Origin of the sequence: Paenibacillus jepli (genome assembly GCF_047238105.1) — a bacterium.
In the GTDB taxonomy this organism is placed as follows: domain Bacteria; phylum Bacillota; class Bacilli; order Paenibacillales; family Paenibacillaceae; genus Paenibacillus_D.
Window position 1 is genome coordinate 440,710 of the sequence record NZ_JBDFMD010000001.1, and the last position, 12,327, is coordinate 453,036.

Annotated in this window: 16 protein-coding genes; all 16 read right to left on the reverse strand. The window is 53.9% G+C overall.

Translation table 11 applies throughout. The features are described 5' to 3' along the window. Nucleotides 1-188: 188 nt before the first annotated feature. The 16 genes from spoIVA to cmk all read right to left on the reverse strand — a co-directional run bounded on the left by spoIVA (nt 189) and on the right by cmk (nt 12,273). Nucleotides 189-1,667 carry a stage IV sporulation protein A gene (gene spoIVA / locus ABC336_RS02095; protein ID WP_413237083.1) on the reverse strand — a complete coding sequence of 493 codons (1,479 nt, stop codon included), beginning with the start codon at nt 1,665-1,667 and terminating at the stop codon, nt 189-191. 343 nt (nt 1,668-2,010) lie between these two features. After that, entirely contained in the window at nt 2,011-2,745 is a 735-nt protein-coding gene (locus tag ABC336_RS02100; RefSeq protein ID WP_413237084.1) for a hypothetical protein, read from the reverse strand. A gap of 17 nt (nt 2,746-2,762) precedes the next feature. After that, the gene (locus ABC336_RS02105; RefSeq protein WP_413237085.1) at nt 2,763-3,113 is read right to left on the reverse strand and encodes a 2Fe-2S iron-sulfur cluster-binding protein; all 351 of its coding nucleotides are present in this window, start codon (nt 3,111-3,113) and stop codon (nt 2,763-2,765) included. Further along, nucleotides 3,110-3,715: a nucleotidyltransferase family protein gene (locus ABC336_RS02110; protein ID WP_413237086.1), complete on the reverse strand. Its 606-nt coding sequence runs from the start codon at nt 3,713-3,715 to the stop codon at nt 3,110-3,112. The genes ABC336_RS02105 and ABC336_RS02110 overlap by 4 nt, the downstream gene beginning before the upstream one ends. A gap of 13 nt (nt 3,716-3,728) precedes the next feature. Then, nucleotides 3,729-4,025 (reverse strand): 2Fe-2S iron-sulfur cluster-binding protein, encoded by a 297-nt coding sequence (locus ABC336_RS02115; RefSeq protein WP_413237087.1) that lies wholly within the window; start codon nt 4,023-4,025, stop codon nt 3,729-3,731. A 25-nt stretch (nt 4,026-4,050) separates the two neighbouring features. Beyond that, nucleotides 4,051-4,230: a DUF2768 family protein gene (locus ABC336_RS02120; protein ID WP_413242417.1), complete on the reverse strand. Its 180-nt coding sequence runs from the start codon at nt 4,228-4,230 to the stop codon at nt 4,051-4,053. A gap of 136 nt (nt 4,231-4,366) precedes the next feature. Further along, nucleotides 4,367-4,639 carry a stage VI sporulation protein F gene (locus ABC336_RS02125; protein WP_413242418.1) on the reverse strand — a complete coding sequence of 91 codons (273 nt, stop codon included), beginning with the start codon at nt 4,637-4,639 and terminating at the stop codon, nt 4,367-4,369. Nucleotides 4,640-4,762: 123 nt separating this feature from the next. Further along, nucleotides 4,763-5,773, reverse strand: a complete 1,011-nt coding sequence (locus ABC336_RS02130) for an NAD(P)H-dependent glycerol-3-phosphate dehydrogenase (protein WP_413237088.1) — start codon at nt 5,771-5,773, stop codon at nt 4,763-4,765. Further along, on the reverse strand, nt 5,760-6,383 hold the full coding sequence (gene plsY / locus ABC336_RS02135; protein ID WP_413237089.1) for a glycerol-3-phosphate 1-O-acyltransferase PlsY: 624 nt from the start codon (nt 6,381-6,383) through the stop codon (nt 5,760-5,762). Before plsY ends, ABC336_RS02130 begins: the two co-directional genes overlap by 14 nt. Nucleotides 6,384-6,389: 6 nt before the next feature. Then, complete coding sequence (gene der / locus ABC336_RS02140; protein ID WP_413237090.1) at nt 6,390-7,712, reverse strand: ribosome biogenesis GTPase Der; 1,323 nt, start codon at nt 7,710-7,712, stop codon at nt 6,390-6,392. A gap of 73 nt (nt 7,713-7,785) precedes the next feature. Next, the gene (locus ABC336_RS02145; protein ID WP_413237091.1) at nt 7,786-7,962 is read right to left on the reverse strand and encodes a capping complex subunit for YIEGIA; all 177 of its coding nucleotides are present in this window, start codon (nt 7,960-7,962) and stop codon (nt 7,786-7,788) included. Nucleotides 7,963-7,969: 7 nt separating this feature from the next. After that, nucleotides 7,970-8,878 carry a YIEGIA family protein gene (locus ABC336_RS02150; RefSeq protein WP_413237092.1) on the reverse strand — a complete coding sequence of 303 codons (909 nt, stop codon included), beginning with the start codon at nt 8,876-8,878 and terminating at the stop codon, nt 7,970-7,972. Further along, the gene (locus ABC336_RS02155; protein WP_413237093.1) at nt 8,875-9,504 is read right to left on the reverse strand and encodes a YphA family membrane protein; all 630 of its coding nucleotides are present in this window, start codon (nt 9,502-9,504) and stop codon (nt 8,875-8,877) included. The genes ABC336_RS02150 and ABC336_RS02155 overlap by 4 nt, the downstream gene beginning before the upstream one ends. Before the next feature lie 111 nt (nt 9,505-9,615). Then, nucleotides 9,616-10,890, reverse strand: coding sequence for a 30S ribosomal protein S1 (gene rpsA, locus ABC336_RS02160; protein ID WP_413237094.1), 1,275 nt, complete (start codon nt 10,888-10,890; stop codon nt 9,616-9,618). 99 nt (nt 10,891-10,989) lie between these two features. Continuing rightward, nucleotides 10,990-11,568: a lysophospholipid acyltransferase family protein gene (locus ABC336_RS02165; protein ID WP_413237095.1), complete on the reverse strand. Its 579-nt coding sequence runs from the start codon at nt 11,566-11,568 to the stop codon at nt 10,990-10,992. 3 nt (nt 11,569-11,571) lie between these two features. Further along, on the reverse strand, nt 11,572-12,273 hold the full coding sequence (gene cmk, locus ABC336_RS02170; protein WP_413237096.1) for a (d)CMP kinase: 702 nt from the start codon (nt 12,271-12,273) through the stop codon (nt 11,572-11,574). Nucleotides 12,274-12,327: the final 54 nt, after the last annotated feature.

The following is a 12,327-nucleotide window of genomic DNA, read 5'->3' on the forward strand; positions in this document are numbered from 1 at the left end:
ACATTTTTATACCTTGATTCACAACAAATTTATAGTAATACAGCCGTTTCGGAATTTCAAGTAGATTAAGAAGTTTTCACACAAAAACCGTGATTTCCGCGTCACATCTGGCCATATGAGGGCTGAAAGGATACAAAAAGGCCTTGCGCACGCTATGAAGCGCGTGGCAAGACCTTGAAGTTAGCGATTTACAAAATGATAGCGATCAACCCGCCGGAGCCCTCGTTAATAATCCTCCCCAGCGTTTCCTGCAGTTTATAGCGGGCATTGTCCGGCATCATCGCGATCTTGCCTTGGATGCCCTCGCGGACGATGGAATGAAGCGAACGGCCGAAGATATCGGATTCCCAGATTTTGATCGGATCATTCTCAAAATCCTGCATGAGATAGCGCACAAGCTCTTCGCTCTGTTTCTCCGTGCCGATGATCGGCGCGAACTCGGACTCCACATCGACGCGGATCATATGAATAGACGGCGCAGTCGCTTTGAGTCTGACGCCAAAACGGGAGCCCTGCCGGATCAGCTCGGGGTCGTCCAGCGCCATCTCGGCCAACGTCGGTGCGGCGATGCCGTAGCCGGTCGTTTTGACCATCTCCAGCGCTTCTGCGAAGCGGTCGTATTCTCGTTTGGCATGAGAGAATTCCTGCATCAGCTGCAGCAGATGGTCTTTGCCGCGGATCTCGACACCGACGACCTCCATCAGAATCTGATCATAGAGCTCATCGGGTGCGTAGAGATCGATCTCTGCAACCCCTTGCCCCATATTCATACCGCTGAGTCCCGCTCTGGCGATAAATTCGTACTCCATGAACTGCTCGACCACCCGGTCGACATCGCGGAGACGGCGGATGTCCTTGACCGTATCGCGTACCGAGTTCTCATAGTTGCTGCGGACCCAATGATTTTCCTGCAGCACCATCACCCAGCTCGGCAGGTTGACATTGACTTCATGAACCGGGAACTCGTAGAGGACTTCCCGGAGCACCGACATGACCTCATCTTCCCCCATTGTAGCTACACTCATCGTCATAACCGGGATGTCATATTTGTGCTGCAGCTCCTGACGCAGCTGCAGCGCTTCTTCGCTTCGAGGCCGTGTCGAGTTGACGATCAACACGAACGGCTTGCCGACTTCTTTCAGCTCGGAGATGACCCGTTCCTCGGCCTCGACGTATGAGTTTCTGGCAATCTCGGCGATCGAGCCGTCAGTAGTGATGACGACGCCGAGCGTAGAATGTTCCTGGATCACCTTGCGTGTGCCGATCTCAGCTGCTTCCTGGAACGGAATCGGTTCTTCGAACCAGGGCGTCGATATCATGCGCGGACCGTTTTCGTCCTCATAGCCTTTGGCTCCTTCTACGGCGTACCCGACACAGTCGACGAGCCGCACATTAACCTCGAGTCCTTCGGCAACATTGATCTGTACGGCCTGGTTAGGGACAAATTTGGGCTCTGTCGTCATGATGGTCTTGCCTGCAGCGCTCTGCGGCAATTCATCAACGGCCCGTACACGGTCCGCTTCGCTTGTAATGTTGGGTAATACTACGGTCTCCATAAACCGTTTGATAAACGTCGATTTGCCTGTGCGGACCGCACCGACGACACCGAGGTAAATATCCCCACCAGTTCGCTCGGCAATGTCTTTGAAAATGTCCACTTTCTCCACTGAATATCCCCTCCCAATGAAATTTCCGAGTACAAGGTGCTGCGACTTTGACGAAGATGCTGGTTGGTGACGATAGTCGCCAGGGCTCGCCGCTCTTGCGGTGCAAGGGCAAGCAACGTAACTCGTACATCAATTTGGACTAGTAACAGCATATGTGGCAGATCGTGTTTTATGACGATTCGTTTTGATGGATTCTTCATCCGCGAATCGACCTTCCAAGAAAGGTTATATGACTCGGCGAGCTCAGATATTCGTATCAGGTCATAAAAACCTACCTTATTGCAACAAAAAACAGCTGCCCAGCCGCGTTGCTTGTGCACACGCGAAGGACAGCTGTCGTTTGTTAAGGCTGGAGTCCAGCCATAGCCTGAACTTCCTCATCGACCCAGTGATAAACTGGGCCCTTTACCGGCACATAATCCGAGTTCTCGGTAAGCAGCGGTCGCAGATCTTCATCCGGTTCCGGCGAAAGCCCTCCCTCGCGGATCAATCTGGCGATATCCATGCCATAGTCGGCATACACTTTGCCTTGCTCATCGATCATAGCCGTTATATAACTGCCGGAGAAGCTGCTTTGCAGCTGCGGCTCCGGGATCGTCAACTTGCTGTAATCGATCCGGTACAAGCCTGGATACGCCTGCTCTCCGAGCGGCAGCTGGGCCCCGTGGATATCCGTCTGCTCACGGATGGCCCGCTCGATCTCATTGACCCGCTGGAACAGAACCAGATCCATCAGCTTTACAGTAGGCTCTGTCGTCTCGTTGATGATCATAAAATAATAGTTGCCGCCCTTCTCAAAGGCAATGGACGGGATGTCACCGATATACCCAAGCTCCTGAAGCCGTTTCATATCCATTCTGTATTTCTCGTAGGTGGGGGTCTGGGCATCGCTGTTCAGAATGGGAAGCAAGCCTGTTCGCTCCTGGTACTCCCCGATGACGCTTTGCATATTACGAACCGCTTCCCTTACCGTTCCCTGGTTCTGAACCAGGTTCTGCCGGGGGTACATACAGCCGCTGAGCAGCATTGTCATCGCCACGACCAATGCCGTTAATCGCCATCCTTTGATTGCTTTCATCGCTTCCCCTCTCCTTGCTACCACAGTTCATCCTCCTGCTGCGCTTCCGCCAGTCTGCGTCGAACCGCTGCCCTGAGCGGATCCTCCGGCACTTCGATGACCGCATCGGCTCCCAGCCGAGCCTGACAAGACAGACGGATCCCTTCACCGAGCTGCCCGGCCAGCTTGCGCCGTTCCAATTCGGAAGCGGGCAGCAGCCCTTGGCCGCCCGGCGTAATGTCCGACACCTTGCACATGAGGCAGCCTGCCTTGCCCCCGCACCGCGAGCGGATGGCTATCCCCGCCAGCCTGGCCGCATCCATCACCGTCGACCCGGCTTTCACGCGGATCGTACGGTCCTCGGGCATAAACCTTACCATTATTGTCATCTCAGATCACCTTCCCTGCTGCGAGACACCCATGCATTCATCTGCCGAGTCAGCTCGGGTGACAACCGGTTGCGGCTCGCAATCTTGCGCAGCAGCCGGATATGGCCATCTGATCCCGGCTCTTCCTCCAGCGCCCGGGCAATCAGCGATGTCCGGTCCGCTCTCCCCCGCAGCGCATTGAACAACAGCTCGTGTACAAGCGGCACCAGGGCAACCTGGATCCCTGCCGCTTTTGTACAGTACGCATCAGCCAGGAGCACTTCTCTTACTTCCGTGCGATAGGATCCTTTCGGATCGGTGATGGTGAAGCCGCCTACCAGCTCTACCTGTGTCTCTCCGATCCTGTAATGGCTCAGTACCGAATCATAAAGGCCGCTTCGGGAGCGCTGAGGTTGATCCACGGCATACGCTGACAGAAGCTGATGCAGCTTCTCTGCATCAGGCTCGTCCGCGTATAGATCAAGATCGCCCGGAGGCTGCGGCAGCGGCAGGCCCCGCAGCATGAGCCCGGCGCTGCCGCCGACAACCCAAGCCGTGTGTGCGGCTTCGGTGAGACGGGCAATGACAGCCAGGCTTTCGGTCATATGCGATGCCGCACTCATGACAGACACATCCTTAGAAGTACGTTTTGTTGACCGCACGAATCGTACCGGCTCCCGACTTGACGATCGCCTGACAACCCAGGCGGTAACCCTCTTCCATCTCATCCTCATCGAGCCGGTCCCACTCGGCATCCGTAATTTCCTCGAGGTGCTCCATCCCTTCGAGGACCAGGCAGCGGCAGCGCGCACAAGTGCCGCGTGTGCAGGAGAATCCCCAGTCGATCTGATGCTTCAGCGCCAGATCCAGCAGTGAGAGTCCGGCTTCCGCCTCGACCTCGGCCTGGATTGTACGTCCCTTCAGTTCAATCATGCTGCATTCCTCCTCCGCATCTGTTTTATATAATGGAGATAAAGCTATATAAAATTCCGAACAATAATAATGCAAAGGCAACAATCGACAAAATCAGCCGAATAACCCCTTTGGTTTTGGTCCTAGCCACCGTTATAAGCAGCGCCGCAAACGCCATCAGGCCGATGCCGATAAAAGAAACCCACATTTTTGTCATTGGATCCATTGCGTCCATCGCTTCACTTCTCCCGCCATGCTATAATCTCAGGTTATTATAGCATCTGAACAAAAAAAGGACAAAAGCTCAGGGGGATTCAAACGCGCCAAAGTGGCGCTTCCCTTCGCTTTTGTCCACGTTCTTGTCACTTTTTCAGCATCATTTTAACCAGGGATTCCATATTATTCATATTCCCGGTCTTCTTCACGACACCGACGATGTCATTGATCGTATCTTCCGATACGGGCACTTTGGCCATTGCCGACACCTGCTTGATCAGCTTGCGCAGCTCAGCTTCGCTTTGCATCGTCTCCGATGTTACGCCGCTGGCCAGCTTTTTGACTGCCTGCTCACTGATTGGTTTGCCGGTTTTTTTGCTCACGGCGCTGAGCACGTCCTTGGAGATATTTTTGGGCAGTTGTTTGGCCATATGTCCTCCTCATCAAGTATGCGGCTTCTGACAAACGTTCGCACCTGTCGGCGACCGCCTGCATCTGCTTCATCATATGAAGAAGGGACGGGATTGGTGTAGGCGCTCCTCTTACTTGTCCATCTCCTGTGTCCGGCCGCGAGCCATCAAGTGCTCTACGGCCAGACGCGGCTCCTTGCCTTCGAACAATACGGCATGCAGTTGTTCCGTAATGGGCATCTGCACCTGATAGCGGCTGGCCAGGGAATGTGCAGCCGCAGTCGTACGTATCCCTTCGACCACCATCCCCATCCGCTCCAACACTTCTGCTACCGTCAAGCCTTGGGCCAGCAAGGAGCCTGCCCGCCAATTACGACTGTGCTGGCTGGTACACGTCACGATCAGGTCGCCTACGCCCGCCAATCCGGCAAATGTCAGCATATTGGCCCCCATCGCTTCACCGAGCCTGCCTATCTCGGCCAGTCCTCTGGTGATCAGAGCCGCTTTGGCATTGTCTCCAAAACCAAGACCGTCAGAGAGACCTGCTCCGAGTGCAATAATATTCTTGATGGCCCCAGCGACTTCTACCCCAACGACATCTGTATTGGTGTAGACGCGGAAGTAATGATTGATAAAATAGTCTTGGGCCTGCTCTGCTGCCGTCCGATCGACGGACGCAACCACAACAGTCGTCGGCTGTTTGCGGACGACTTCCTCGGCATGGCTCGGTCCAGAGAGCACTACAAGCCGCTCTGCCGGCACCGGGAGTTCTTCGGCAAGCACGCTGGACATCCGTTTGAGACTGTTCACCTCAAAGCCTTTGACGGCATGGAGCACCAGTGTGTCCTTTGTCAGGTAAGGCGCAGCCGCCTTGGCGACTTCCCGCAACGCCGATGAAGGTGCGACGAACAGGACCGCGTCAGCGCCCATCACAGCTTCAGCCAGGTCACTCGTAGCGGCGAGCCGCTCCGGCAATCTGACTTCCGGCAGGTACCGCGTGTTTAGACGGGTCTGATTAATCTCCTCGGCTTGCCTATCGCGACGCGTCCATAGACATACCTCGTGGCCATTATCCGCCAGCACAGCCGCCAGGGCCGTACCCCAGCTGCCTGCGACCAATACGGCCACTTTACGATTTGCCATGGGGCACTCCTTTCTTGGCGCCAAGCTTGTTCTCCGTACCCTGGATCAGGTTGCTCAGATTTTTGCGGTGCCTGACGACTGCCAGCAGCGCAACGACAAGCCCCGCCCAAAACAGGGGCATGCTCTGATCGATAACCAGGATCAAGAATGGCGTCATCAGTGCAAATACGAGCGAGCCCACCGAAACGTAGCGTGTGAGGACAATAACAAGAATCGCCAGAACCCCTGCCAGCAGCGACGGCACAAAAGCCAGCGTAGCCATGACGCCGACTGTCGTAGCAATCCCCTTGCCGCCTTTGAAGCGAAACCAGATCGGCCAGTTATGGCCGAAGACGGCAGCAAGTCCGCACAGTGACGCGACCCATTCGGTGTGATCCCCACCAAGCCAACGGCCGATAAGCACCGCTGCGATCCCCTTGGCCGCGTCAAGCAGCAGCACGGCAACCGCCGGTCCTTTACCGAGGACACGAAGGGTGTTGGTGGCACCTGCATTGCCGCTTCCATGCTGACGGATATCGATGCCCTTGACCCACCTTGCAATGACAATACTAAACGCGATCGACCCCAACAAATAACTGATCACAACACCCAATACGGCTTCCAAAATCATTCTCCCCTAATCTTCTTCGGACTTCCGACGCGTAAACATTCTGACCGGCGTCCCCTCAAAATTAAAAGCTGCACGAATTTTATTTTCCAGGTAGCGCTGGTATGAGAAATGCATCAATTCCGGATCGTTGGCGAAGATCACAATCGTCGGCGGCTTCACAGCCACTTGTGTGACATAATTGATCTTCAGGCGTTTGCCTTTGTCCGAAGGCGGAGGGTTCATTGCTACAGCATCAGCTACGACATCGTTAAGCAGATGCGTCTGAATCCGCAGGGCGTGCTGCTCGGAAACATAATTCACAATAGGAAGCAGTTTTTGTAAGCGCTGTTTCGTTTTGGCTGACAAGAAAACGATGGGAGCATAGGTCATGAACAAGAAGTGATCACGGATGCTCTGTGTAAATTGCTGCATCGTCTTTTCATCTTTAGCGACCACATCCCATTTGTTCACCACGAAGACGCAAGCTTTGCCCGCTTCATGCGCATATCCGGCAATATGTTTGTCTTGGTCGATGATGCCTTCTTCTCCATTAATCAGGATTAACACGACATCTGTACGCTCGATTGCCTTTAATGCCCGCATCACGCTGTATTTCTCCGTCGTCTCGTACACTTTGCCGCGCTTGCGCATCCCCGCTGTATCGATCAGAACATAGCGCTGGCCATCCCTCTCGAATGGCGTATCGATCGCATCGCGGGTCGTGCCGGCAATATTGCTGACGATGACCCTTTCTTCGCCCAGCAAAGCATTGACGAGCGAGGACTTGCCTACGTTCGGCCGGCCAATAAGAGCAACGCGGATCGTATCCTCGTCATACTCGTCCTCCTGCGGTTCAGGAAGCAGCCCTGCCGCTGCATCCAACAGATCTCCAATCCCCAAGCCATGCGCACCGGAGATCGCAACAGGATCGCCAAATCCCAGACTATAAAATTCATAAATATCATCCATACGGTCCAAATTATCCACTTTATTGACAGCCACAACTACGGGCTTGCGGGAACGAAACAGCATCTGCGCCACTTCTTCATCCGCGTGTGTCAAACCGGTCTTGGCGTCGACCATAAATATGATCGTGTCGGCTTCTTCGATCGCCAGCTCCGCTTGCATGCGGACCGACTTCATGATCTCGTCCTCACCATCAATCTCGATACCGCCCGTATCGATGATGCTGAACGCTTTGCCGCTCCATTCGCTGGTACCGTAAAGACGGTCCCTGGTAATGCCCGGTTTGTCTTCCACGATCGCCAGCCGGTCACCGATTATCCGGTTGAAGATCGTCGATTTACCCACATTTGGCCGCCCGACAATAGCAATTACGGGTCTTGCCATCCATGTCCACTCCCCACTAAAATTCTCACGTATCTCATCATAGCAAAAAACGGCTGGCTTGGCTAACATTGATTTATCTCTCCACGAGGATGACGGTGCCATTCTTCAAATCATGCGCACTTGCGTCCAGGATTTTCTCCAGCAAAAAAGCTGTATCCTGCAGCTCTTCGATGGTCTTTACCTGAAATATCGGCGCACCGCCGCCAGGCTGGCCGCGGTTCAGCGTTACAATCGCTCTTATCTGTGCCATTACTTAGTCAGCCTCCTTCACCCGCGTTGACATGCGCCTCAGTCGGCATTCTCACAGCGGACTCCAGAACCGGCACGGCCATCGCAACCGAGATCGCTTTATCCTTGCTCAGTTCCTGCGGCAGCAGGAACACGCCGAGCCGCCCGTCTGCCATATCCAGCTTGGCGAGTGGGACTAGCGCGGGCTCGCCGGAATCCCGGTAGACTCCAAGAATCGTCGACATGTCATAGAGGATCGCTTGACGCTGCCCCAGGTTGGCCAGTGTCACTTTGGCGTTCGCATTACGAGGATCAAAGATGATGCCAAGCCCTCGCTGAGCGATCAGCTCCCGGTTGGCCGACAGACCGATATTCATCATATAAATATCACCCACATATAGATCCGGCCCATCCAGCCTCACCGCAGCTATCTTCGCGGACGCGATATGGGAAAGTGATTTGCCGGAGCGCAATTTGTGCACGATATACATCGAGACCACTCCGGCAGCAACGCCCCAATACCAATCCGTCAAAATAGCAAACAAACTTGTGATAAATGCAGTCATAATAACAAGGTAATTACGGCCTTCAAACACCATCGCAATTCCTTCGATATAAGTTGTCCCTCTGGACACGAGCTCCATCTCGTCAATCTTGGTTAAGGTTTCCCGTTCCATTTTTCGAACATCGCGAAATTGCTGAGCGGCAAGCGTGAGAAACGTAATCGCCGTATAATCTTTATCCAGCAAAGCCGGTACGGCTACTGCTCCCAGCGCCGCGGCAATGATGCCAAGCGAAATATGAATGATCCGGCCGTGCGGATAAGTAGGATATTGTCGATAGTCCGTTCGAAGCAGCAGCAGCCGTGCAAACAAACCAAAAAGTACGCCTATGACGATGCCCACGCTTAAACGGTTGGCAGCCAGGAACGCTATCATGGATGTCCGCCCCCTTCATCCTGAAACTTTCCTGTCTGCCATTGACTGCGCATAAACCATAGCAACCTGACTCCCGTACCAGTCAGCTTGGCGACAGTCGCGGCAGCCAACAGACTGTCCCACCACGCCCAGCTGCCGAGCAATCCCGAACCAGGTCCATTAACCGACAACAAACGTGCGGTTTCAGCAGCTAGCAAGGAAAATGCGACAATGACGAGTTGTTCCTCGAATCGCCAAGTCAGCAGGCCAGTGAACAGGCCGATAAGAACAATGCCATCCCAGGCAGGATGCAGGATGAAAAACACCGGATCCACCCGATACAATCGTTCCAGCCCATACCAACCAAGAGCAGCCACCACACTACCGCCGACGAGCACGATCATCGTTCCGGTCTGCAGCGGTAAACGTATCGTAGTTGCAGACCAGATGATTAGCCACAAAACGGATAAATGAATACTGAGACCCTCTGTAATCGGCAGTGCGAACGGCAACGAAAAAACAAGACCTCCTGCCAGCACCAACAGTCTGGACCGCGTGATTTCACCAAAAAGCGCGTTTCGCCAACCTGTTGACAACAAGATCAGAATGACGGTTATCGCCCAAACCGTCAACACCCCCGCATTCATTGGCATCCCTCCGTTGCCACTATTATGCGCCGCAGGGGGTAAAATAAACCCACAAAAACTGAAATCAAAAAGCAGCCCTCTATGAGGGCTGCTCTTATGATTATTGCAAACTTATTTGAATTTGCTCAGTTTGTCGCCGAAGCGCTCAGCAAGCGTGAAGCTCATGCCTTCTTTATTCAGGCTGACGTTAGGGTTGTTGAGATCTTCTTTGGACACGCGAGGCCCACGATCTGATCTCTCAGGACGCTCGGAGCGAGGCGCTTGCTCAGGAGCTTCCTCAGTTTCCTTGATGCTCAGGCTTACACGCTTCTCGCCAGGGTTGAAGTCCAAGATCTTCGCTTTGACTTCCTGACCTTCCTGCAGTACTTCAAATGGTGTCGCAACGTGGCGATGAGCGATCTGGGAAATATGGACCAGACCTTCTACCCCAGGAGCAATCTCTACAAATGCTCCAAAGTTCACCAGTCTGCGGACAGTGCCGGTAACAATATCGCCTGTATTGAATTGACCGGTAGCTGTATCCCACGGACCCGGCTGAGCCGCTTTGATGCTGAGGCTGATCTTGCCGACCGACGGGTCGACTTTCAGCACTTTGACGCGAACGGTGTCGCCTTCGGAGACGACATCCTTCGGATGAGCGACATGCTGCCAGGAGAGCTCCGATACGTGGACCAATCCATCCACTCCGCCGATATCGACAAATGCGCCGAATGGAGTCAGTCGTTGTACTGTGCCCTCGATCTCCTGACCGACCTCAAGAGATTCCATTACACGCTGCTTATTCTCTTCGAACTCGCTATCTAGAACTTCTTTGGCAGAGAGGATGACCTTGTTGTTCTCACGGTCCAGCTCTTTGACTTTGACACGCAAGGTGCGGCCTTTGTAATCGCTGAAGTCCTCGACAAAATGACGCTCGACCATCGAAGCCGGGATGAATCCCCGAACGCCGACATCGGCGACCAGACCGCCTTTGACTACATCGGCAACTGTAATCTCGAATACATTACCGTTGTCGAAGTCTTCTTGCAGCTTATCCCATGCATTCTCGCCGTCGATCAGACGCTTGGAGAGCACCAGCTTCTCCTTATCATCATCGATGCTGACGACTTTCAGTTCGATCTCTTGTCCGAGCTCGACCAGGCCTGTCGCGCTATCGATCTGGACTGCGGACAATTCACGGAGCGGAATAACACCGTCATATTTATATCCAAGGCTGACAGTCACCTGGTTATCTTCGATTTTGACGATCGAACCTTTTACGGTATCGCCTTTCTTCAGCGTTACCAGATTGTCCATAGCCTCTTGGTTTTCCGCTTCGGCAGCAGCCTCTTCCTGGCTTACCGTTTCTTCAACCGTTGAATCTTGGATTTTTGTTTCTTCTGACATTTGAAATAACCTCCTCAGTTCATACCCCAACTTTATTTAAACCTGTGCGCCGAGTCAAGCATAAATTGTGGCGTCAGGATTTAAAACTCAATCAAAACTTTAGCCTTCACGCACCATGGCTCTAATATGGGTCATGATTCGCTCGGTTGCCTGGTCCAGGACATCTGATGATGGATTGTCGATAAACGATTGCATATCAATGGGCTTGCCATACTTGATCTTCATCCTGCGGAACGGCTTGTAGGGTCCGATGATGGCCACAGGAACGACGGCAGCCCCGCTGCGCAAAGCCATCATGGCTGCGCCTTTCTTGCCCATACTGTCTTCGGACCCGCCACGCGTGCCCTCAGGGAATATCCCAACGACATGACCGTCCTTGAGCATCTGGATCGACAGCCGGATCGATTCCTTGCTGACGCCGCCTCGTTTAACAGGAAAGGCGCCAAGCGAACGAAGAAAAGCGTTGGAGAGCTTAGTGCTGAACAGCTCGGCCTTAGCCATGTAATGCACCTTGCGGCGGACTTTGACGCCTACTGTGGTCGGATCAATATTACTGATATGATTGGAACAGAGCAAGACGGGCCCGCTGGCCGGAATATTGTCCAGCCCTTCGGCCTTCAGCGGAAACAAGGTTGCAAAAATGGCGCGAAGCAGGGTCTGACAAATGCGATACATCATAGTTTACTTCGCCCCCGCCAATTTGGTTCTGCCTAATTCAATAATATGTTCGACAACCTGTTCGATCGTGAGATGCGAGCTATCTACAATAAGCGCATCGGCAGCGCGTGTCAGCGGCGAAACGGTTCTCTCCTGATCCATCTTGTCGCGTGCGGCGATCTCACGGCGCAGCTGCTCAAGCGTAATCTGCTGCTTACCGGTCGTCTCCAGAAATCTGCGCTGCGCGCGAATCTCGACACTTGCCGTCAGAAAAACCTTCAAGTCGGCACCCGGGAGCACTTTGGTACCGATATCCCGGCCGTCCATGACGACGCCTTTGATGAGGGCTAGGTTGCGCTGCTTGTCCACCAGCAGTTCTCTGACAGCCGGTATGGCGGCGACCTCGGATACGAGGAGATTCACTTCACGGGAACGAATCTCTTGCGTCACCTGCTGGCCGTCCAGCAGTACCTCCTGCCTGCCGTCCTCATTGGTGATGAGGATGTCAAACGATGCGGCCGCAGCGGCAACGGCTGCATGGTCGTCCGCACTTACTCCCGCACGGATAATGCCCAGCGTCACAGCGCGATACATGGCTCCGGTATCAATATAGATGTAGCCCAGACGCTCGGCGACCTTTCTCGCCACTGTGCTCTTCCCTGCGCCTGCAGGCCCGTCGATAGCGATATTGATCCGTTCGCTCCCGTCTCGATGCTGTGTGCTCAACGGCAAATCCCCCTTGCGAAGTGTAAAGCCTAAGTATCAATAAAAAAGCAGGCT

Excerpts from the sequence above, each read along its gene's own strand:
- ABC336_RS02130 (WP_413237088.1), bottom strand. The coding sequence starts at position 5,773 with ATGGCAAATCGTAAAGTGGCCGTATTGGTCGCAGGCAGCTGGGGTACG.
- ABC336_RS02145 (WP_413237091.1), bottom strand. The coding sequence starts at position 7,962 with ATGGCACAGATAAGAGCGATTGTAACGCTGAACCGCGGCCAGCCTGGC.
- rpsA (WP_413237094.1), bottom strand. The coding sequence starts at position 10,890 with ATGTCAGAAGAAACAAAAATCCAAGATTCAACGGTTGAAGAAACGGTA.
- ABC336_RS02165 (WP_413237095.1), bottom strand. The coding sequence starts at position 11,568 with ATGATGTATCGCATTTGTCAGACCCTGCTTCGCGCCATTTTTGCAACC.
- ABC336_RS02110 (WP_413237086.1), bottom strand. The coding sequence starts at position 3,715 with ATGAGTGCGGCATCGCATATGACCGAAAGCCTGGCTGTCATTGCCCGT.
- ABC336_RS02100 (WP_413237084.1), bottom strand. The coding sequence starts at position 2,745 with ATGAAAGCAATCAAAGGATGGCGATTAACGGCATTGGTCGTGGCGATG.
- ABC336_RS02105 (WP_413237085.1), bottom strand. The coding sequence starts at position 3,113 with ATGACAATAATGGTAAGGTTTATGCCCGAGGACCGTACGATCCGCGTG.
- ABC336_RS02115 (WP_413237087.1), bottom strand. The coding sequence starts at position 4,025 with ATGATTGAACTGAAGGGACGTACAATCCAGGCCGAGGTCGAGGCGGAA.
- ABC336_RS02120 (WP_413242417.1), bottom strand. The coding sequence starts at position 4,230 with ATGGATCCAATGACAAAAATGTGGGTTTCTTTTATCGGCATCGGCCTG.
- ABC336_RS02155 (WP_413237093.1), bottom strand. The coding sequence starts at position 9,504 with ATGAATGCGGGGGTGTTGACGGTTTGGGCGATAACCGTCATTCTGATC.
- ABC336_RS02150 (WP_413237092.1), bottom strand. The coding sequence starts at position 8,878 with ATGATAGCGTTCCTGGCTGCCAACCGTTTAAGCGTGGGCATCGTCATA.
- der (WP_413237090.1), bottom strand. The coding sequence starts at position 7,712 with ATGGCAAGACCCGTAATTGCTATTGTCGGGCGGCCAAATGTGGGTAAA.
- plsY (WP_413237089.1), bottom strand. The coding sequence starts at position 6,383 with ATGATTTTGGAAGCCGTATTGGGTGTTGTGATCAGTTATTTGTTGGGG.